At 65.8% G+C, this 18,985-nt stretch carries 15 protein-coding genes; 8 read left to right on the top strand and 7 right to left on the bottom strand.

Annotated elements, in window-relative coordinates; translation table 11 throughout:
- Positions 1 to 120: 120 nt before the first annotated feature.
- From O0880_RS02910 to O0880_RS02935, 6 genes are all read left to right on the top strand, one after another.
- Positions 121 to 1,119, top strand: coding sequence for a TRAP transporter substrate-binding protein (locus O0880_RS02910; protein ID WP_071322105.1), 999 nt, complete (start codon positions 121 to 123; stop codon positions 1,117 to 1,119).
- 125 nt (positions 1,120 to 1,244) lie between these two features.
- Positions 1,245 to 1,817 (top strand): TRAP transporter small permease, encoded by a 573-nt coding sequence (locus O0880_RS02915; protein WP_071322106.1) that lies wholly within the window; start codon positions 1,245 to 1,247, stop codon positions 1,815 to 1,817.
- Positions 1,814 to 3,094 (top strand): TRAP transporter large permease subunit, encoded by a 1,281-nt coding sequence (locus tag O0880_RS02920; protein ID WP_071322107.1) that lies wholly within the window; start codon positions 1,814 to 1,816, stop codon positions 3,092 to 3,094. Before O0880_RS02915 ends, O0880_RS02920 begins: the two co-directional genes overlap by 4 nt.
- A 425-nt stretch (positions 3,095 to 3,519) precedes the next feature.
- The gene (locus tag O0880_RS02925) at positions 3,520 to 4,020 is read left to right on the top strand and encodes a methylated-DNA--[protein]-cysteine S-methyltransferase (RefSeq protein WP_289884932.1); all 501 of its coding nucleotides are present in this window, start codon (positions 3,520 to 3,522) and stop codon (positions 4,018 to 4,020) included.
- Complete coding sequence (xerD, locus tag O0880_RS02930; protein ID WP_198043943.1) at positions 4,020 to 4,934, top strand: site-specific tyrosine recombinase XerD; 915 nt, start codon at positions 4,020 to 4,022, stop codon at positions 4,932 to 4,934. The genes O0880_RS02925 and xerD overlap by 1 nt, the downstream gene beginning before the upstream one ends.
- 80 nt (positions 4,935 to 5,014) lie before the next feature.
- Complete coding sequence (locus tag O0880_RS02935; RefSeq protein ID WP_289884933.1) at positions 5,015 to 5,221, top strand: hypothetical protein; 207 nt, start codon at positions 5,015 to 5,017, stop codon at positions 5,219 to 5,221.
- A 69-nt stretch (positions 5,222 to 5,290) separates the two neighbouring features.
- Here the strand turns inward: O0880_RS02935 and O0880_RS02940 are convergent, their stop codons facing one another.
- From O0880_RS02940 to O0880_RS02950, 3 genes are read right to left on the bottom strand one after another with little or no spacing between them, the layout of a single operon-like run.
- Entirely contained in the window at positions 5,291 to 6,568 is a 1,278-nt protein-coding gene (locus O0880_RS02940; protein ID WP_289884934.1) for a TolC family protein, read from the bottom strand.
- Complete coding sequence (locus tag O0880_RS02945; RefSeq protein WP_289884936.1) at positions 6,555 to 9,659, bottom strand: CusA/CzcA family heavy metal efflux RND transporter; 3,105 nt, start codon at positions 9,657 to 9,659, stop codon at positions 6,555 to 6,557. The genes O0880_RS02940 and O0880_RS02945 overlap by 14 nt, the downstream gene beginning before the upstream one ends.
- The gene (locus tag O0880_RS02950; RefSeq protein ID WP_289884937.1) at positions 9,652 to 10,782 is read right to left on the bottom strand and encodes an efflux RND transporter periplasmic adaptor subunit; all 1,131 of its coding nucleotides are present in this window, start codon (positions 10,780 to 10,782) and stop codon (positions 9,652 to 9,654) included. The genes O0880_RS02945 and O0880_RS02950 overlap by 8 nt, the downstream gene beginning before the upstream one ends.
- A 260-nt stretch (positions 10,783 to 11,042) precedes the next feature.
- On the opposite strand from O0880_RS02950, the gene O0880_RS02955 reads away from it, so the two are divergent.
- Together O0880_RS02955 and O0880_RS02960 are read left to right on the top strand one after the other, a co-directional pair.
- Complete coding sequence (locus O0880_RS02955) at positions 11,043 to 11,723, top strand: response regulator transcription factor (RefSeq protein WP_071326223.1); 681 nt, start codon at positions 11,043 to 11,045, stop codon at positions 11,721 to 11,723.
- Complete coding sequence (locus tag O0880_RS02960) at positions 11,716 to 13,113, top strand: ATP-binding protein (protein ID WP_071322113.1); 1,398 nt, start codon at positions 11,716 to 11,718, stop codon at positions 13,111 to 13,113. Before O0880_RS02955 ends, O0880_RS02960 begins: the two co-directional genes overlap by 8 nt.
- Here O0880_RS02960 and O0880_RS02965 read toward each other — a convergent pair.
- The 4 genes from O0880_RS02965 to O0880_RS02980 form a co-directional block, all read right to left on the bottom strand.
- Entirely contained in the window at positions 13,105 to 13,416 is a 312-nt protein-coding gene (locus O0880_RS02965) for a hypothetical protein (RefSeq protein WP_289884940.1), read from the bottom strand. The two genes, O0880_RS02960 and O0880_RS02965, sit on opposite strands and share 9 nt — an antisense overlap.
- On the bottom strand, positions 13,416 to 14,138 hold the full coding sequence (locus tag O0880_RS02970; protein ID WP_354669878.1) for an MgtC/SapB family protein: 723 nt from the start codon (positions 14,136 to 14,138) through the stop codon (positions 13,416 to 13,418). The genes O0880_RS02965 and O0880_RS02970 overlap by 1 nt, the downstream gene beginning before the upstream one ends.
- A gap of 364 nt (positions 14,139 to 14,502) precedes the next feature.
- Positions 14,503 to 17,637 (bottom strand): efflux RND transporter permease subunit, encoded by a 3,135-nt coding sequence (locus tag O0880_RS02975; RefSeq protein WP_071322116.1) that lies wholly within the window; start codon positions 17,635 to 17,637, stop codon positions 14,503 to 14,505.
- 3 nt (positions 17,638 to 17,640) lie between these two features.
- Positions 17,641 to 18,873, bottom strand: coding sequence for an efflux RND transporter periplasmic adaptor subunit (locus O0880_RS02980; protein WP_289884941.1), 1,233 nt, complete (start codon positions 18,871 to 18,873; stop codon positions 17,641 to 17,643).
- Between the last annotated feature and the right edge of the window lie 112 nt (positions 18,874 to 18,985).

Consider the following 18,985-nt stretch of genomic DNA (forward strand, 5'->3'; position numbering starts at 1 on the left):
GTAGCGGCTTATCGGGCGCGGGCTATTGTGGTTAACCACAATAGCCGAGGCAGTTTCTTTGGCACAATATCCAAGTAGACAAATAATAAAGTTTTTCAAAAAACCATTCAGGAGACAGAAATGCAGATGAAAACCATGTTCGTCGCGCTGTGCGCGGCCATCGGCGCCACCGCCGGCGTGCACGCCTACGCCCAGGCGCCCATCGTCATCAAGTTCAGCCACGTCGTGGCGACCGATACGCCGAAAGGCCAGGCCGCCGAACGCTTCAAGCAGTTGGCCGAGAAAGCCACGAATGGCAAGGTCAAGGTCGAACTGTACCCGAACAGCCAGCTGTACAAGGACAAGGAAGAACTCGAAGCCCTGCAACTGGGCGCCGTGCAGATGCTGGCGCCCTCGCTGGCCAAGTTCGGCCCGCTGGGCGTGAAGGAATTCGAGGCGTTCGACCTGCCATATATCTTTCCCACCAAGACCGCGCTGTATAACGTCACCGAAGGCGAAATCGGCAAGAGCCTGCTGAAAAAGCTGGAACCCAAGGGTATCACGGGCCTGGCCTACTGGGACAACGGCTTCAAGGTGATGTCGGCCAACAAGCCGCTGCACCACCCGGCCGACTTCAAGGGCCTGAAGATGCGCATCCAGTCGTCGAAGGTGCTCGACGCGCAGATGCGCGCGCTGGGCGCCAATCCGCAGGTGCTGGCCTTCTCGGAAGTGTATCAGGCGCTGCAGACGGGCGTCGTCGACGGCACGGAAAATCCGCCATCGAATATGTACACGCAAAAGATGCATGAAGTGCAAAAGCACGTGACCGTGTCCAACCACGGCTACCTGGGCTATGCCGTCATCGTCAACAAGAAATTCTGGGACGGTTTGCCCCCGGAAATTCGCAGCCAGCTGGAAAAAGCCATGCGCGAGGCTACCACGTTTGAAAAGGCCATCGCCCAGCGTGACAATGACCAGGCCCTCGAGGCCATCAAGAAGGCGGGCAGGACGCAGATCTACACGCTGACGGTGCAGGAGCAGGCCGAGTGGCGCAAGGCGCTGGCGCCCGTGCAAAAAACCATGGAAGCGCGCATCGGCAAGGACTTGATCACGGCCATCAACAAGGAAAGCGCGAAGTAAGCCGCTGGTTTCAGCGTTCTGCGCCGCCTGGCGCAGATGGCAGGGCATCGCCTGCCGTTCCGTCTCACCGGCCCCGGCGCGTCCTGCGCGGGGGCCAGCGCACCCGCACTCTTTGAAAGTCCACCATGAAATTTCTGGATCACCTGGAAGAGTGGCTGATCGCGACCCTGATGGGCGCGGCCACCTTCATCATTTTCGTCGCCGTCGTGCACCGCTACCTGGCGGGCTTGCCCATTCCGGGCGTGCAGGACTTCCTGATTCAAATCAATACCAGCTGGGCCCAGGAGCTGTGCATCTACATGTTCGTCTGGATGGCCAAGTTCGGCGCCGCGTATGGCGTGCGCACGGGCATCCACGTGGGCGTCGACGTGCTGATCAACCGCATGAACCCGCGCTGGCGCGACCGCTTCATCGTCTTCGGCCTGGCCGCCGGCGCCCTGTTTACGGGCGTTGTGGGTACCCTGGGCGCCAGCTTCGTGTGGTCGATCGGCCACACGGACCAGACCTCGGCCGACATGGAGGTGCCGATGTGGCTGGTCTACCTGGCCGTGCCGCTCGGTTCCTACCTGATGTGCTTCCGCTTCCTGCAGGTGATGGTGCATTTCATCAAGACGGGCGCCTTGCCAAAACACGACCACTCGCATGTCGAGGGGCTGGACGAGGAATTGACGGCGGAAGAAAAAGGAGCCAAGGCATGAACGCGCTGATCATTTTTGTATTGCTGCTGGCGCTGATGCTGACCGGCATGCCGATTTCCATCTCGCTGGGCCTGACGGTGCTGACCTTCCTGTTCACCATGACCAGCGTGCCCATCGAATCGGTGGCCCTGAAGATCTTTACCGGCATCGAGAAATTCGAGATCATGGCCATCCCGTTCTTCATCCTGGCGGGCAATTTCCTCACGCATGGCGGGGTGGCGCGGCGCATGATCAACTTCGCCAGCTCCATGGTGGGCCACTGGCATGGCGGCCTGGCGCTGGCCGGCGTGATGGCGTGCGCGCTGTTTGCCGCCGTTTCCGGCTCCAGCCCCGCCACCGTGGTGGCGATCGGCTCCATCATCCTGCCCGCCATGGTCAGGCAGGGTTATCCGCGCGGTTTCGGCGCCGGCGTCATCACCACCTCGGGCGCGCTGGGCATCTTGATACCGCCATCGATCGTGATGGTGATGTATTCCGTCAGCACCAACACGTCCGTGGGCAAGCTGTTCATGGCCGGCGTGATTCCCGGCCTGATGCTGGCCATGCTGCTGGGCCTGACCACCTGGTTCCTGGCGCGCAAGCATAACTATCCGCGCATGCAGAAAGCCAGCTGGAAGGAGCGCTTCGTCACCTTCAAGAAGAGCGCCTGGGGCCTGCTGCTGATCGTCATCGTCATGGGCGGCATCTATTCGGGCGCCTTCACGCCGACGGAAGCGGCGGCCATGGCTGCCGTGTACGCCTTCATCATCGCCGTCTTCGTCTACAAGGACTTGAAGCTCAAGCAGGTGGGCAAGGTCCTGCTCGATTCGGCCGCCATGTCGGCGATGCTGCTCTACATCATCACCAACGCCGTGCTGTTCTCGTTTCTGATGACCAGCGAAAACATCCCGCAGGCGATGGCCGAATGGATCACGGGCAAGGGCCTGGGCGTGATCAGCTTCCTGCTGGTGGTCAACGTGCTGCTGTTGTTGGCCGGCAACGTCATGGAACCGTCGTCGATCGTGCTGATCATGGCGCCGATTCTGTTCCCTGTCGCCATGAAGCTGGGCATCGACCCCGTGCACTTCGGCATCTTGATCGTGGTCAACATGGAGGTGGGCATGTGCCATCCGCCCGTGGGCCTGAACCTGTACGTGGCGTCCGGCATCACGAAGATGGGCATTTCCGAACTGACCGTGGCCGTGATGCCGTGGCTGCTGACGATGCTGGGCTTCCTCGTGCTGATTACCTACGTACCACAAATTTCGCTGTGGCTGCCGAATTTAATTTACAACTAAAATAACTGTCCCCGCCATGGTGCAAAAAAAGTCGATCCGGCCGAATAAATGCGCTATGATGGGCGGCCTTACGGGGAAACATGTATAAGCATATGCGCCCTGGTAGCAAGGCTGCGGCACAGAATTGGTTACAAGGTTGGTGGGGGAGTGGTCTATAAAAACGGTATTGATACCGGGGATATATTGAGGAGACACACGTTTCACAGAAGTTGTTGAGTCATAGCTGTCTGCGGCCACAAGCCGGCACCGGCGGACCCAAACGACCGGGAACGTGAAGCAATATTTGAAGCGCACCGGCTGGTGCGCTTTTTTTTCGTGCCTTGGAAACGTCCGCCGGCACGCCTAAAGTCGGTGCATAATCCCCGTGGCGCTGTCTCCGGCGCCGGCAGGTTGCATATATGCCACACTTGAATAATGATCAGCAGATGAAAAAACAACAGGGCAGTGAGCGCTTCAGCGCCATCGTGGCCGCGCCGTTCGGCGCCATGGGCGTGCGCGTGGAGGGCGGCCAGCTGCGCGAACTGGTTTACCTGCCGCCGCACTTCGACGAGAAAGCGCCGCAGGATGCCGTCTCCGAACTGGCTTGTGTGCAGCTGGCGCGCTATTTCCGTGATCCCGATGCGCCGTTCGACTTGCCACTGGCCGAGCCGGGCAGCGCATTCCAGCAACGAGTCTGGGCGGCGATCGCCGCCATCCCGCGCGGCCAGGTGCGCACCTATGGCGACGTGGCGCGCCTGATCGGCTCGGCGCCGCGCGCCGTCGGCCAGGCTTGCGGCGCCAATTGGTATCCCGTGCTCATCCCCTGCCACAGGGTCACGGCCGCGGGCGGCCTGGGCGGCTTTGCCCACCACGACGATGCCATGGGATTCCACCTGGGCGTGAAGCGCTGGCTGCTGGCGCACGAAGGCGTGGAAGCCTACCGATGATGAACAGCCTGCTGGCGCCCGACAACGCCACCCTGATCGATGAATTCTGCGACAGCCTGTGGCTGGAAGACGGCCTGTCGAAAAATTCGCTGGACGCCTACCGGCGCGACATGCGATTGTTCGCGCGCTGGCTGGAGGTGGCGCGGCCCGGACGCGACGGCCTGTACGACGTGTCCACGACCGATATCGAAGCGTATTTCGCCGCCCGCCACGACGAGAGCAAGGCGACGTCGTCGAACCGGCGCCTGTCCGTGCTCAAGCGCTTTTACCAGCTGGCCCTGCGGCACAGGCATATCGCGGCCGACCCGTGCCTGAAGATGGTGTCGGCCAAGCAGCCCGCGCGTTTCGTGCACACGCTGAGCGAAGCGCAGGTCGAGGCCTTGCTGGCGGCGCCCGACGTCAGCACGCCGCTGGGCCTGCGCGAGCGCACCATGCTCGAGCTCATGTATGCGAGCGGCTTGCGCGTGTCGGAGCTGGTGGACTTGAAATCGGTGGAGCTGAGCCTGAACGACGGCGTGCTGCGCATCACGGGCAAGGGCAGCAAGACGCGGCTGGTGCCGTTCGGCGAGCAGGCGCGGCTGTGGATAGAGCGCTACCTGAAGGAGGCGCGCGGCGTGATTCTCGATGGCCAGATGGACGATGCGCTTTTCGTCACGCGGCGCGGCGGCGCCATGACGCGGCAAATGTTCTGGGTGGTGATCAAGAAACATGCGCTGAGCGCGGGCATCACGGCGCCGCTGTCGCCGCATACCCTGCGCCATGCGTTCGCCACGCACTTGCTGAACCATGGCGCGGACTTGCGCGTCGTGCAATTGCTGCTCGGACACTCCGATATTTCCACCACGCAGATCTACACGCATGTGGCGCGCGAGCGCCTGAAACTGCTGCATGCGCAGCATCATCCCCGTGGCTAAAAACTTGGCGTTTCGCTCAACTGCGTCATAATGTGCCTTATGCGGTTATCTGTAACATCTAAAAACTAAAGAGGTAGTAAATGGCCAAGACAAATTTCCAATACGAAAAACGGCAAAAAGAGCTGGAAAAGAAGAAGAAAGCCGAGGAAAAAGCCAGGCGCAAGCTGGAAGCGAAAAACAATCCGAAGCCGGCCGATGGCGCCGAGGGCGATGAGCCGGAAGCGGACGACGCCGAGGTTGACGCAGATGCGGCCGCCGAAGGCGACGCGCCTTCCCAGCCGCAGTAATTTCCCGTCCCCGCTGACCGGCGCGGCATCATCGCCGCGCCGGTATCCTCGCGTTTTACCTTCCCCTTGCTATAACGCCGGCCGCTGGCCGATGGCCAGTTGCAGCTGCGTGCTGGCGATGGCGGCATCGGCGCGCGCCTGCAGGTAGCCCTGCCAGGCATCGTCGGCCGAGCGTTGCGCCGCCAGCCATTCCAGCAGCGAGGCATTGCCGCTGAAGTAGGACAGGCGCATGCCGTCCACCACCTTTTGCGCGTCCTGCAGCACGCCGTCGCGGTAGCGCGCCAGCCGTTCCTGCGCCGAACGCCATTGCAGCTGCGCCGTGCGCACTTGCGTCTCCGCTGTCAGTTCCGCCTGGCGCAAGGCCAGCATCGCCTGCGTCACGCCCGCTTCCGCCTGCACCACGTCGCCCTTGTCGCGCCGCGACAGCGGGATCGGGATGGCCAGCGAGATGGAGAGCGCGCGCGAGCGGGGCGCGCCATCGACGGCATCGCCATTGCCGTCGATGCCGTCGCGGTAGCCGCGCGCGGCCGAGAGGCCCAGCGTCACCGTCGGGTCGACGGCGCGGTTGGCGCGCACCAGCGCCGCGCCATCGCGCAGATTGTCCAGCGTGGCGCGGGCGATGCGCATGTCGCTGCGGGCGTTGAGCGCCTGCGGCACCAGCGCACTGGCGTCGCCGCCGGCATACGCGGCAAAGTCGCAGGCCAGTTGCGCTTGCGGGAACAGGCTGCCGAACTGGCGCCCCAGCGGCGGCGACAGGTTCAGCATGGCGCTTTGCGCCTCGCTGCGCGCCAGTTCCAGCTCGGCCTGGAACTGGTCGCGTTCCACGCGCGATTGCAGCAGCTCGATGCCGCCCACGTCGCCCGACTTCAGCCTGACGTCATTCGCTGCCACCACCTTCGACAGCGCCGCCATGGTCTGCTCCTTGCGCAGCAGGACGTCGCGCGTGCGGCACGCTTCCGTGAACGCCGTCGCCGCCGTCGCATACAGGGCGTTTCTGAAGCCGGCCACCGTTTCCTCGGCCAGCACGACATTGCTGTACGCGGCTTTCAAGCGCGCGGCGCGCTTGCCGCCCGTCTCGATGGCCATGCTGATGGCTGGCGTCCAGGTGACGGGACGGTGCGGCAGCGCGCGCACGGTCTCGCGCGCGGCGCCCAGCGTGAATTCGGGATCGGGACGCAGGCCGGCAATGCCGATGCCGGCTTTGGCCGAACCGATGCTCTCCTGCTGCGCCTGCAGTTCCAGGCTGCTGCTCTCCACGGCAGTCAGGTAGGTCTCGAAGGTCAGGGGCGTGGCGCCCAGCGCGGGCGAGATCAGCAAGCCCGCGAATATCCAGTTAATGCGTGTCATGGGTCTTTCCTTCCGTTTGCGTCCGGCGCTTTGCTACATACGCCTCGATCAGGTAATACAGGGCCGGCAACAGCAGCAGGGTCAGGGCCGTGGCCGTCACCAGGCCGCCCACCACCACGGTGGCCAGCGGGCGCTGCACGTCGCTGCCCAGGCCCGTGGCCAGCATGGCCGGCGTCAGGCCCAGGGCCGCCACGGTTGCCGTCATCAGCACGGGGCGCATGCGGTCGCGCGCGCCTTCGAGCACGGCCTCGCGCAGGCTTTTTCCTTCCTCGGCGCGCAGGCGGTTGATCTGCGCCAGCATCAGCACGGCATTGAGCACGGCCACGCCGAACAGGGCGATGAAGCCGACGGCGCTCGATACATTCAGCGTCATGCCGCGCAGGTGCAGCGCGGCCAGGCCGCCCAGCATGGCCAGCGGCACGGCCAGCAGCACCAGCGCCGGCTGGCGCAGGTTGCGGAACTGGCCAAACAGCAGCAGGAACATGGCGCCCAGGGTCATCGGCAGGATCAGCGCCAGGCGGCTTTGCGCGCGCTGCAGGTTTTCGAACTGGCCGCCCCACTCGACGCCGATGCGCTGGTGCTCGCCGGCCACGGCCTGCGCCACCAGCGGGCGCGCCTCGGCCAGGAAACCGGCCAGGTCGCGTCCGCGGGCATTCAGGCGCACGATGATGTGGCGCCGTCCCATTTCGCGCACGATCACGCTTTCGCCCGAGGTGGTGCTGATGCTGGCCACCTGCGCCAGCGGCACCCTGGCGCCGTTCGCGGCCGTCAGCATCAGACTGGCGATGGCGTCCGGGCTGGAGCGCACGGCGGGCGGGAAGCGCACGGCGATGTCGTAGCTTTTTTCGCCCACGTAGACCTGGCCGATGGGCGCGCCGCCGATGCCGGTGGAAATCAGGTCGGCCACGTCGGCCGCGTTGATGCCGTAGCGCGCCGCCTTCGCCCTGTCCAGCTCCACCTTCAGGTTGGGCAGCGGCGGCTCCACATCCACCGCCACGTCGGAAGCGCCAGGGACGCCTTTCAATACGTGCGCCACCTTGCCGGCGATGCGGCGCACCTCATCGAGGTCGTTGCCGAAGATTTTCACCGTCAGGTCGCTGTGCGCGCCCGACAATTTATCCTGCACGCCGTCGATCATCGGCTGCATGAAGGCCACCGTGTAGCCGGGCATGCGCGCGAAGCGTTCGTTCATTCTGGCGATCAGCTGCTGCTTGCTCATGCCCGATTTCCAGCTTTTATACGGATGCAGGCCCACGCTCGCTTCGATGTGCGACGGCGTCCAGTAGTCTGTGCCGTCGTCGTTGCGCCCCGTCTGCGTGACGATGGTCGACACTTCCGGGAACTCCAGCGCGGCGCGGCGCAGTTCGCTGGCCATCTCGGAGGCCTTCTCCAGCGTGATGCCGGGCGGCATCTGTACCTGCAGCCACAAGGACCCCTCGTCGAGATAGGGCAGGAAATCGCGTCCGATGCTGCCGCCCAGGATGGCCAGGGCCGCCAGCGATCCCGCGCAGACTGCCGCCACCCAGCGCTTTCTGCCCACCATGCGCTCGAGGAAGCGCGCATACAGCGCCGCCAGCGCTTCCAGCGCGCGGTTGTGGAACATGCGGCGCGGCTTGCGGAAGGCCAGCCAGGCCAGGCCCGGTATCAGCACCAGCGCCACCACCAGCGCGCCCACGAGCGCCGCGCCGACCGCATACGCCATCGGCGAGAACAGCTTGTATTCGATGCGCTGGAAGGCGAACAGGGGCAAATACGCGGCGATGATGACGGCCATGCCGAACAGGATGGGGCGCGCCACCTGCAGGGTGGCTTCGATGGCGTCCTGCAGCGCGAGGGGGCGCTGCTGCTCGCGTTCGCGGCGGCGCAGTATGTTTTCCAGCACCACCACCGAACCGTCGACGAGGATGCCGAAGTCGATGGCGCCCAGCGATAGCAGGTTGGCGGGAATTTTAAAGTGGTGCATGAAGATGAAGGCCATCAGCAGGGCCAGCGGGATCGTCAGCGCGACGATGGCGGCCGCGCGCGGGCTGCCCAGGAACAGCAGCAGCACCAGGGCGACGAGCAGCATGCCCTCGCCCAGCGTGAACCCGACCGTGTGCAGGGTGGCGTCGATCAGCGAGCTGCGGTCCAGGTAGGGCACGACCTTCACGTCCTGCGGCAGCAGATTGCCGTTCAAGTCGTCCACGGCCGCATGGATGCCGGCCAGCGCCTCGGACGGGTTGAAATCCTTCAGCAGCAGGGTGATGCCCTCGATGGTGTCGGGGTTGCCGTCCTTGCCGAGGATGCCACGCCGCTCCACGTTGCCGTAGGCGAGCTTGCCGAGGTCTTTCACCAGCACGGGCACGCCGTTCTTGCTGCTGACGACGACGTTGCCCATGTCGTCGAGCGAGTGCAGCAGGCCCACGCCGCGCACCACGTACGATTGCTGGCCGCGGTCGATGACGCTGCCGCCGCCGCTGATGTTGTTGGCGTTGATGGCATCCTTGACCTGCGCCAGCGAGAAACCGTAGCTGTCGAGTTTTGCGGGATCGAGCTCCAGCATGAATTGCGTGGTCAGTCCGCCGAAATTGCTGACGTCGGCCACGCCGCGCACCTGCTGCAGGCGCGGTATCACGGTCCAGAACTGCAGTTCGGACAGTTCGCGCAGGCTGCGGCTTTTCGATTCCAGCGTGTAGCGATAGATTTCGCCCGTCGGCGAGGTGTAGGGATCGAGCCCCGGCTTGGCGTCGTACGGCAGGTTGACGCTGGCGAGCCGCTCCTGCAGCCGCTCGCGCGTGAAGTAGCCGTCGCTGCCATCCTCGAACACCACCGTGATCAGCGACAGCGCGAACAGGCTGCGCGTGCGCAGCACATGCATGCCGGGCGTGCCGAGCAGGGCGCGCTCGAGCGGTATCGTGATCTGCTGCTCGATTTCCTCCGCGCCCAGGCCCGGCACCTGCGTGACGATCTGCGAGGTGACGTCGGCGATGTCGGGGTAGGCCTCGATGGGCAGCTGTTTCCAGCTGTAGATGCCGTAGGCGGTGACGAACAGCAGCACGAGCCAGACGATGCCGCGCCGCTGGCAGCAGGTGGCGATGAAACGGTCAATCATTGAGCAGCACTCCTTCCTTGACGACGATGCGTTCGCCCGCCTTGAGTCCCGCGACGATTTCCACCTGCTCGCCATGGCTGGCGCCGACCTGCACCACGCGTGGCTCGAAGCGCAGCGGGCCGCGTTCGACCATCACCCGCGTCGACAGCCCGCTTTGCAGCACGGCGGCCGCCGGCACGACGATGGCGCGGCGCGAAGCGCCGGCAAACCCCGCGTGGGCGAACATGCCCGGCTTGAAGGCGCCGCTGCGGTTGTCGATGGAAACGCGGACCTTCACCGTGCGCGTTTCCGCATCGAGCACGGCACCCACATAGGCGACCTTGCCCTCGAAGTGTTTGCCGGGCCAGGCGTCGAGCGTGATGCGGGCCTGCTGTCCCACGGCCACCTGCGCCAGGTCCTTCTCGCTCACGTTGGCCGACAGCCACACGGTGGACAGGTCGGCCACCGTCATGACGGGCGCGTTGATATCGTTCCAGTAGCCGCCCTGGGCGCCGTCCATGGCGATCACGGTGCCGGCAATGGGCGAGCGCAGCACGTAGTCGCGGCGCGAACCGCGCCCGCCGGCGCCGTACTGCGCCAGCTTGTCGGCGCTCGCTTGCGCATCGCTGCCGGCCTGCTCGTAGGTGGCCTGGGCCGATTCGTATTCCTTGCGCGCGGCGATCTGCGCCTCGAACAGCGTTTTCTGGCGCTCCAGTTCCTGGCGCGCCTGCAGCAGGGCGGACCTGGCCTTGCTGTCGTCCGCATAGGCAGCGCTCAGTTCCGCCGAATCGAGCGTGAACAGCGGGTCGCCCGCCTTTACGCTGTCGCCCAGCGCGCGCTGCAGGCGCGTGATGCGCCCGGCCAGGGGCGGCGTGATTTTCACCAGCTTTTCCGGCATCGCTTCGATGCTGCCCGGCGCGTCCGTCTGCGTGGCGATATCCTGTTCCTGCGCGGGGGCGATCTGCAGGCGCTGGCGCAGCGGCGACAGTTTGCCGACTTCGATGCTGCCATCATCGAGGTGGCGCGATGGGGCAGGCGGCGAGGCCGCTGGCGTCGGCCTGGCGCAGCCGGCGAGGGCCGAGCAGCTGAGGGCCACGGCGAGCGCGCAGCAGGCGCCCAGGGCGTTGTGGGTGGTCGTGTTCATCCCGTATTTCCTTGTTGTTGGTGGTGGTAGCGGCATGCGTGGATGCCATGCCCAGGCGGGCGATCAGAGGGGGCGCAGGTGGCGCGGACAGCGTCAAGACGGCAGCGTCACAACAGCGCCGGAAAAGCATAGCAAGGGCGTCCTGAAGAAGCGCCCAAGAATGCCTGAATCATTCTTCAGGTTCGGTGCGCGCGCGGCGTGGCGCGGTAGAATGCCAGCATGAAAAACGTGGCAAAACGTATGCAATGGGAAAGGCCAGCATGAGAATTCTCTTGGTGGAAGACGACCGCAAGGCGGCGCGGCTGCTGGCGCGCGGCTTGCAGGAGGAAGGCTTCGTCGTCGACGTGGCGCACAGCGCGGAAGAGGGCGAGGAGGAAAGCTACGCCGTCGATTACGACGTGATCGTGCTGGACTGGATGTTGCCGGGCAAGCAGGGCATCGATTTCTGCCGCGACTTGCGCGCGCGTGGCATCCAGACGCCGGTGCTGATGCTCACGGCGCGCGACGCCACGGCCGACCGCGTGGCGGGTCTGAACACGGGCGCCGACGATTACCTGACCAAGCCCTTCGAATTCGAGGAACTGCTGGCGCGCATCCGCGCGCTGCTGCGCCGCTCCGACATCAGCCGGCCGCTGGTGCTGGCGCTGGCCGACCTGACGCTCGACCCCGTCAGCCACCAGGCGACGCGGGGCGGCGCGCCGCTGGTACTGACGCCCAAGGAATACGCGATTTTATTGATCCTGCTGCGTCAGGCGGGCGAAGTGGTCAGCCGTGCGCGCCTGGCCGAGCAGATCTGGCAGGCGGACCTGATCGGCATCGATAACCTGATCGACGTCCACGTGCGCAACCTGCGGGGCAAGGTCGATGCGCCGGGTCTGCCGCAATTGATCCACACGGTGCGCGGACGCGGCTTCCGCCTGGCGGAAAACAGCGGTGGCTAGCTTTCGCAAGCGCCTGCTGCTGGTGCACCTGGCCGTCATCCTCGCCATCGTCGCCTGCACCGCGCTGGCCGGCTACTGGGGCCTGTCGCGCGCCGTGCACGGCCAGCTTGACGCGGCCCTGCTGGCGCTGGGCGAGACGGAGATGGCAATGCTGCCGGCCGCGCCGCGCCAGCCCGTCAGCGTGCACGAGGTGGCGCCGGGCCTGGCGCCGCCGTCATTGATGCGGCTCGACCGCCTGGTGCAGATCATCGATGGCGAAGGCCGCGTGCTGGCGCGCAGCCGCAACCTGGAAGCGGCGCGGCTGCCGGCGCCGCCCGCCCTGCTGGCGCGCCTGGCGGCCGGCGAGACCGTTTTTGAAACCTTGCCCAAGTTCGGCGAGGAGCCGCTGCGCATGGTCTCGATGCCCGTGCCCTCGTCCGGCGCGCGCCTGTCGGTGCAGGTGGCCGGTTCGCTCGACGACGCCAATCACGTGCTGGCCTCGGCCACCTTGCTGTTTGGCGCGATGGCGCTGGCGCTGCTGGCCGCCGTGGGACTGGCCGGCGAGATGCTCACGCGCCGCGTGCTGGGCGCCATCGACGACGTGGTGCTGCAGGCGCGCTCCATCGGCGAGGCCAGCCTGCACCAGCGCCTGCCGCATCCGGGCACGCCGGACGAAATCGGCCGCCTGGTCGATACCCTGAACGCCATGCTGGACCGCCTGGAACACGGCTACGATGCGCAACGGCGCTTCACGGCCGACGCCTCGCACGAGTTGCGTTCGCCCCTGTCGCGCCTGCGCACGGAAATCGAAATCACCTTGCGCCGTCCGCGCGAGTCGCCCGAGTATGTCGACGCGCTGGCGTCCTGCCTCGACGAAGTGCAGCGCCTGACGACCCTGGTGGAAGAATTGCTGATGCTCACGCGCCTCGATGCGGGGCAGGAACGCAATGCGGTGGAATCGGTGCACCTCAATCCGCTGCTGCGCGCGGCGGCGCAACGGCTGGAAAAGGCGGCAGCGCAGCGCGGCATCCGCCTCGCGCTCGACGATGGCGCGCCCGTGCACGCGCGCGTGGCGGCCGGCCCCGTCGACCTGGTGCTGGCCAATCTGCTCGACAACGCCGTGAAGTTTTCGCCGCCCGACAGCGTCATTACCCTGCAGGTGTCGCGCGACGGTGGCGACGTGCTGGTCAGCGTGGCCGATGCGGGACCGGGCATCGGCGTGGAAGACTTGCCGCATCTGTTCGAACGCTTTTACCGTGGCGCGCAGGCGCGCGCGGGCGAAGCGCCCGGTTTCGGCCTCGGCCTGGCCCTGTCGCAAGCCATCGTGCATGCGTATGGCGGGCGCATCGAGGCGCAGAACCGCGCCGGCGGCGGCGCCCTGTTTACCATGCGCCTGCCCGCCTCAGGTTGAGGTCGGTACGCCTTCCCAGCGCACCTGCCGCACCTGCGGCCAGGCGCCCGCGCGGTTGACGAAGCGCACCAGCACGGCGCGCTGCACGGCCTGGCACAGCACCATGGCGATCAGCCGCACCATCTGCCTGCCCGCGTCCCAGCTGCGCAGCACCTGCGACGGCGCCAGGCCCGCGCCTTTCAGTTCGGCCAGCAGCAGGCGCACCACGTGGTCGGCCTGCGCCGCGGGGCAGGTGACGGTCAGGCGGTAGGTGGCCACGACAGGCGCGCGCCTGGCAAACCAATGGAAGAATTTTTTCATCATCACACTCCCCGTTCGGCGACAAATTCCGCGTTGTTGACCAGCGCCCAGCGCACGGCCGAGACGCTGCCTTCCAGGCTGACCTGGCTGACGATCTGCTCCAGCAGTCCCAGGCTGGACAGGGGCGTGAGCAGGTCGGCGCGCACTTCGATGCGCCCGGCCTGCGGCGCATCCTCGCTGTGCAAGGATTGCAGCATCAGCGCCGGCATGCCGCTGATCATGCGCAGCATCAGGTTGCGCACCTGGACTTCCTGCTCCGCTTCGCACACGGCCGTGACGCGGTAGATGCTTTCCGTCTCGATGCCGGCCGCGCTGCCGTGCGCGTTGATGCGCTGGGCCAGGTGGCGCAGCACCAGGTTGGCGATCAGCACAAACGCCGTGCCGATGGCCGCTTCGAGGGCAAATCCCAGGCCGCACAGGATGCCGATGGCGGCCGAGCACCACAGCGTCGCGGCCGTGTTCAGGCCGCGCACCGTCATGCCCTCGCGCATGATCACGCCGGCGCCCAGGAAACCGATGCCCGACACCACCTGCGCGGCGATGCGCATGTGGCCCGAGGTATCGCCTTCGAGCACGGAAACCATCACGAACAGCGAGGCGCCGACGGACACCAGCGCATTCGTGCGCAGGCCCGCCATGCGCTGGCGCAGCTGGCGTTCGGCGCCGATCATGGCGCCCAGGGTCAATGCCGCGGCAACGCGCAGCGCAAAGTCAAATACCACCATCAGTTTCTCCCGGCTGGGGAGGAACAGGCGAGTGCACAGGCGAAGTCAATCCGCCCGAAAAGGGGGCAGCAGGCGATAACGGTGGAACGATGAGGAGGGGAGTGGCGGCGAGGGTGACTCGTCGCTGGTAAAACCGCACCTTGCCGAGGGCAGGGCGGGCGGAATGCGCGCGTCTTGCCTAAGGCCGATCGCCGATGGTCAATCGACTACTGTCACTGGAACAAGCACCCACGAGTCACTCCATACAATTGATAACGGGGACAGTCTAGCCAGTGGGGGCGTTTTGGTCAACTGAAGCTCTCTTCAGGAAACCGCCGCGTCGTCCCCGCCAATGCGGGGACGGTGAAGGCGACCGGCGGGAAGATCAGTGGGCGGCGCCGGCGGGCGCCTTGGCGTCGTCGGCATGCGCATCCGTGTGCGCATGCGCGTCGCCGCCGCCGAAGAAGCGCGCGGCGCGCTTGCCCAGGCTGTCGAGGTAGGTGTAGGCGACGGGCACCACCACCAGCGTCAATAGCGTCGAGGTGATGACGCCGCCGATGACGGCGCGCCCCATCGGCGCCTGCGATTCGCCGCCGTCGCCCATGCCGATGGCCATCGGCAGCATGCCGAAGACCATCGCCAGGGTCGTCATCAGGATGGGGCGCAGGCGTACCTGGCCCGCTTCCATCAGCGCGGCGAACTGGCCCAGGCCTTCGCGCTGGCGCTGGTTGGTGAAGTCCACCAGCAGGATCGCATTCTTGGTGACCAGGCCCATCAGCATGATGAAGCCGATCACGGAGAAGATGTTCAGGGTGCTGCCCGTGATCAGGAGGGCCAGCAGCACGCCGATCAGGGAGAGCGGCAGCGACACCATGATGGCGACCGGCTGCAGGAAGCTGCCGAACTGCGACGCCAGCACCAGGTAGATGAAGATCACGGCGATACCCAGCGCCATCATGGCGCCGCCCATGGTTTCGGCCATCTGCTGCGCATTGCCGGCCACGTCGAAACGCACGCCGGGCGGCAGGTCGATCGACTTGATTGCTTTCTGCACGTCGGCGTCGACGTCGCCGGCAGGACGGCCCTGCACGCCGGCATAGATGGCCACGCGGCGCTGCAAGGCCTGGCGCTTCAGCACTTGCGGGCTGGACGACGGCACGAATTCCACCACCTGGCGCAGCGGGATCATCACCGGCTTGCCGTTCGCATCGAGCTTGCTGGACGCCAGCGACAGGTCGGCCAGGTCGGCCACCTTCTGCCGGCCCGACTTGGGCAGCTGCACGTTGACGTCGTAGTTCTGCCCGTCGGACGCCAGCCAGTGGCTGACCGTGTCGCCCGCCACGAATGGGCGCAGGGCGGCGCCGATCTGCTGCACCGACAATCCCAGGTCGCTGGCCAGTTCATTATTGATCTTCACCGTGGTCGACGGATTGGCGCCTTCCTGGCTGTATTCCATGTCGGCCAGACCCTTGATGGTGCGCATCTTGTCCATCAGGCGGTGCGCCACTTCATCGAGCTTGCCTTCGTCCGTGCCGAGGATGGCGATGAAGATGGGGCGGTTGCCGACGGACAGGGTGATGCCGGCGATCGGCGCCAGGCGTTCGCGGATCAGCCTTTCCAGTTCCTGCTGCGAGCGGCGCTTGTGCGTCTTGATGTCCGTCAGCTTCAGGTTGACTTCGGCCGCATTGCGTCCATCGGGCGTGCCGATATTGGCCACCAGGCTGTCGATTTCGGGAAATTCCTTCAGGGCCGCTTCCACCTGGCGCACCTTGGAATCCGTGTATTCGAGGCTGGAGCCGACGGGCGTCTTGAAGCGCAGGTTGACCCAGCCCTGGTCCGTCTCGGGGAACATCTCGCCGCCTATCATCGGCACGAGCATCAGGCTGCCCGCGAACAGGGCCACGGCCGTGGCCAGCGTGGTCTTGCGCCAGCGCAGGGCGATGCCGAGCACCTTGCCATACCAGACGTGCAGGCGGTCGATGCCGGTCTCGATCCAGGCCATGAAGCGGCCCAGCCATGGCGCATACTTGAAGCGGTCCTTGACGGGGTCGCGCCAGACGGACGACAGCATCGGGTCGAGCGTGAAGCTGACGAACAGCGACACCAGCACGGCGACGGCCACGGTGATGCCGAACTGCAGGAAGAAGCGGCCGATGATGCCGTCCATGAAGGCCACCGGCACGAACACGGCGACGATGGCAAACGTGGTGGCCATCACGGCCAGGCCGATTTCATTGGTGCCGTCGTTGGCCGCCTTGTAGTGGCTCTTGCCCATGCCCAGGTGGCGCACGATGTTTTCGCGCACGACGATGGCGTCGTCGATCAGCAGGCCGATGCACAGCGACAGCGCCATCAGCGTCAGGAAGTTCAGGGTGAAGCCGAAGGCCTTCATGGCGATGAAGCTGGCCAGCACGGAGATCGGCAGGGTCAATCCGGTGATGATGGTCGAGCGCCACGAATGCAGGAACAGGAAGACGATCACCATCGTCAGCACGGCGCCTTCGATGATGGTGCGCTTGACGTTATTGAGCTGGCTTTGCACGCGCTCCGATTCGTCGTCCAGCACGCGCAGGGTGATATCGGGCGGCAGCGTCTTTTGCAGGTCGGCCGCCACTTTCAGGATGCCGGTGCCCACTTCCACCACGTTGGCGTCCTGCACCTTGGTGATTTCCATGGTCACGGCCTGCTGGCCGTTCATGCGCGAGATCGACAGTTCTTCCTGCTCGCCGTCGACGACGCTGGCCACCTGGTCCAGGTAGACGGGACCGCTGGCGCGGCGCGCCACGATGATCTTGCCGAATTCGCGCGCATCCTTGATCTTGCCTTCCACGCGCACCAGCTGTTCGGCCGCGCCATGGCTGATGGAGCCGGCCGGCAAATTGGTATTCGTGGCCTGGATGGCGCGGATCACTTCATCGACGCCGATGCCCTGGGCATTGAGTTCGATCGGCTTCATGCTGATGAGGATCTGGCGCGCGCGCAGGCCGCGCAGCTTGACTTGCCCCACGCCGGCCACGCCCTGGAAGCGCTTGCTGATGATCTGCTCCGTCATGGTCGACAGCGAACGCAGGTCATGCCCGGTGGAGGTCAGCACGATGGTGGCGATGGGGCGCTCGTTGTCGCCCTCGGCACGCGCGATGAACGGGTCCTTGGCTTCCTTCGGGAAGCGTGGGCGCACCAGCGCCACCTTGTCGCGCAAGTCCTGCATGGCCTTGTCCATATTCGTCGACAGCTCGAATTCCAGGTAGACGCCGGCGCGTCCTTCCCACGAGTTGGCGCGGATGGTCTTGATGCCGCTGACGGTGTTGACGGCGTCCTCGATGGGGCGCGTGATGTCGTTTTCCACGGCTTCGGGCGAGGCGCCCGGGTAGTTCACTTCAATGGCGGCGAACGGGAACTGCACGCTGGGCATGCTTTCCACGCCCAGGCCGCGGTAGGAAAACACGCCCAGCACCACCAGCGCCACCATGACCATGGTGGCGAAGACGGGGTTCTGTATGCTGACTTTGGTCATCCACATGGCTTAATCCTTCCGCGCCAGCACGGCCGGCTGTGCGGCGGGAGCGGCGGGCGCCCCGGCAAAGGTCACGCCGTGGCCCGGTTTCACGCCATCGAGCCTGGCGACGATGACTTTCGCGCCCGGCACCAGGCCCGACGTCACTTCCGCATAGCCTTCATCTTCGTTGCGCAGGCCCAGGGTGACGGGTTGGGCGACCACCTTGTTGTTGACCAGCGCATACACGACCGGGCCCTGCTTTTCATTGCGCACGGCCGCCAGCGGCACCAGCGGCGCCACGGATGAGCGTTCGGTGACGATGCTGCCCTTGGCGAACATGCCGCCGCGCAGCGCGCCATCGCCATTGTCGACGGCGATGTAGACGAGCATGGCGCGCGAGCCGCTCTCGGTGGTGGGGTTGATGCGCGTGACCTTGCCGGCGAAGTCGCGCGCGCCGAAGCCGTCGACCTTGAAGTGCACGTCCTGGCCCAGTTTGATGCGCGGGATTTCCGCGCTGGGCACGGGCGCTTCCAGGGTCAGCTGCGCCAGGTTGACGATGGTGTAGACGGGCATGTCGGGCGAGACCTTTTCGCCGGCCTGCACGTGGCGCTTGCTGACGATGCCGGCCATGGGCGCGCGGATCACCGTGTCGGCCAGCGCGATGCGGGCGATGTCGACCATGGCGGCGTTGGATTTGACGCCGGCGCGCGCCAGGTCGACGGAATTCTGTGTCGTGTCGTAAGCCGTCTGCGAAATGTATTTCTGCTTGAGCAGGGCCTGGCTATTGTTTTCGTTCTTGGCTGCCATCGACAGGCGCGCCTGCGCCTCGTCGAGCATGGCTTGCTGCTGCGTCAGGCGGGCGCGCTGGTCGGCCGCGTCCAGGCGCACGAGAATTTGCCCGGCGGCCACGCTCTGGCCCTCCTGCAAGGTGGTTTCGTGGATCACGCCGGAGACCTTGGCCTTGATGGTGGCTTGCGTCAGCGGCGCCAGCGAACCCGACAGGGGCAAGCTCACGGCGAGCGCGCGCGCATCGATGGCGGCCACGTCGCCCTGCGCCAGTTCGTGCACGGGCGTCTTGTCCTGTTGTTTTTTCTTGCTCGCCTGCAACTCGGCCACCTTGGCCGCTTGTTGTCTCGTTTGCATCACGGTCCAGCCGCCGCCGGCCAGGCCCAGCACGACCAGGATCAGCACGGGGGTGCGCCAGCGGCGACGACGCGGGGCTGCAAGGGGGGAGGCCGGTGGCAAAGTCTCGTTTTTCATGGTGTTTTCGTATGGAGGCGGCGCAAGGGTCGGGCGCCAGGTCTCGTTGCGGCCGGCCTGCGGCGGGCCGGGGGAATTCGGGTAGCGTATCGCCGTGGCGGCCGCAGGCAGC

It is taken from the genome of Janthinobacterium sp. SUN118 (genome assembly GCF_030397695.1).
Classification (GTDB): Bacteria; Pseudomonadota; Gammaproteobacteria; order Burkholderiales; family Burkholderiaceae_D; genus Janthinobacterium.

Excerpts from the sequence above, each read along its gene's own strand:
- O0880_RS02910 (WP_071322105.1), top strand. The coding sequence starts at position 121 with ATGCAGATGAAAACCATGTTCGTCGCGCTGTGCGCGGCCATCGGCGCC.
- O0880_RS02915 (WP_071322106.1), top strand. The coding sequence starts at position 1,245 with ATGAAATTTCTGGATCACCTGGAAGAGTGGCTGATCGCGACCCTGATG.
- O0880_RS02920 (WP_071322107.1), top strand. The coding sequence starts at position 1,814 with ATGAACGCGCTGATCATTTTTGTATTGCTGCTGGCGCTGATGCTGACC.
- O0880_RS02925 (WP_289884932.1), top strand. The coding sequence starts at position 3,520 with ATGAAAAAACAACAGGGCAGTGAGCGCTTCAGCGCCATCGTGGCCGCG.
- xerD (WP_198043943.1), top strand. The coding sequence starts at position 4,020 with ATGAACAGCCTGCTGGCGCCCGACAACGCCACCCTGATCGATGAATTC.
- O0880_RS02935 (WP_289884933.1), top strand. The coding sequence starts at position 5,015 with ATGGCCAAGACAAATTTCCAATACGAAAAACGGCAAAAAGAGCTGGAA.
- O0880_RS02940 (WP_289884934.1), bottom strand. The coding sequence starts at position 6,568 with ATGACACGCATTAACTGGATATTCGCGGGCTTGCTGATCTCGCCCGCG.
- O0880_RS02945 (WP_289884936.1), bottom strand. The coding sequence starts at position 9,659 with ATGATTGACCGTTTCATCGCCACCTGCTGCCAGCGGCGCGGCATCGTC.
- O0880_RS02950 (WP_289884937.1), bottom strand. The coding sequence starts at position 10,782 with ATGAACACGACCACCCACAACGCCCTGGGCGCCTGCTGCGCGCTCGCC.
- O0880_RS02955 (WP_071326223.1), top strand. The coding sequence starts at position 11,043 with ATGAGAATTCTCTTGGTGGAAGACGACCGCAAGGCGGCGCGGCTGCTG.
- O0880_RS02965 (WP_289884940.1), bottom strand. The coding sequence starts at position 13,416 with ATGATGAAAAAATTCTTCCATTGGTTTGCCAGGCGCGCGCCTGTCGTG.
- O0880_RS02970 (WP_354669878.1), bottom strand. The coding sequence starts at position 14,138 with ATGGTGGTATTTGACTTTGCGCTGCGCGTTGCCGCGGCATTGACCCTG.
- O0880_RS02975 (WP_071322116.1), bottom strand. The coding sequence starts at position 17,637 with ATGTGGATGACCAAAGTCAGCATACAGAACCCCGTCTTCGCCACCATG.
- O0880_RS02980 (WP_289884941.1), bottom strand. The coding sequence starts at position 18,873 with ATGAAAAACGAGACTTTGCCACCGGCCTCCCCCCTTGCAGCCCCGCGT.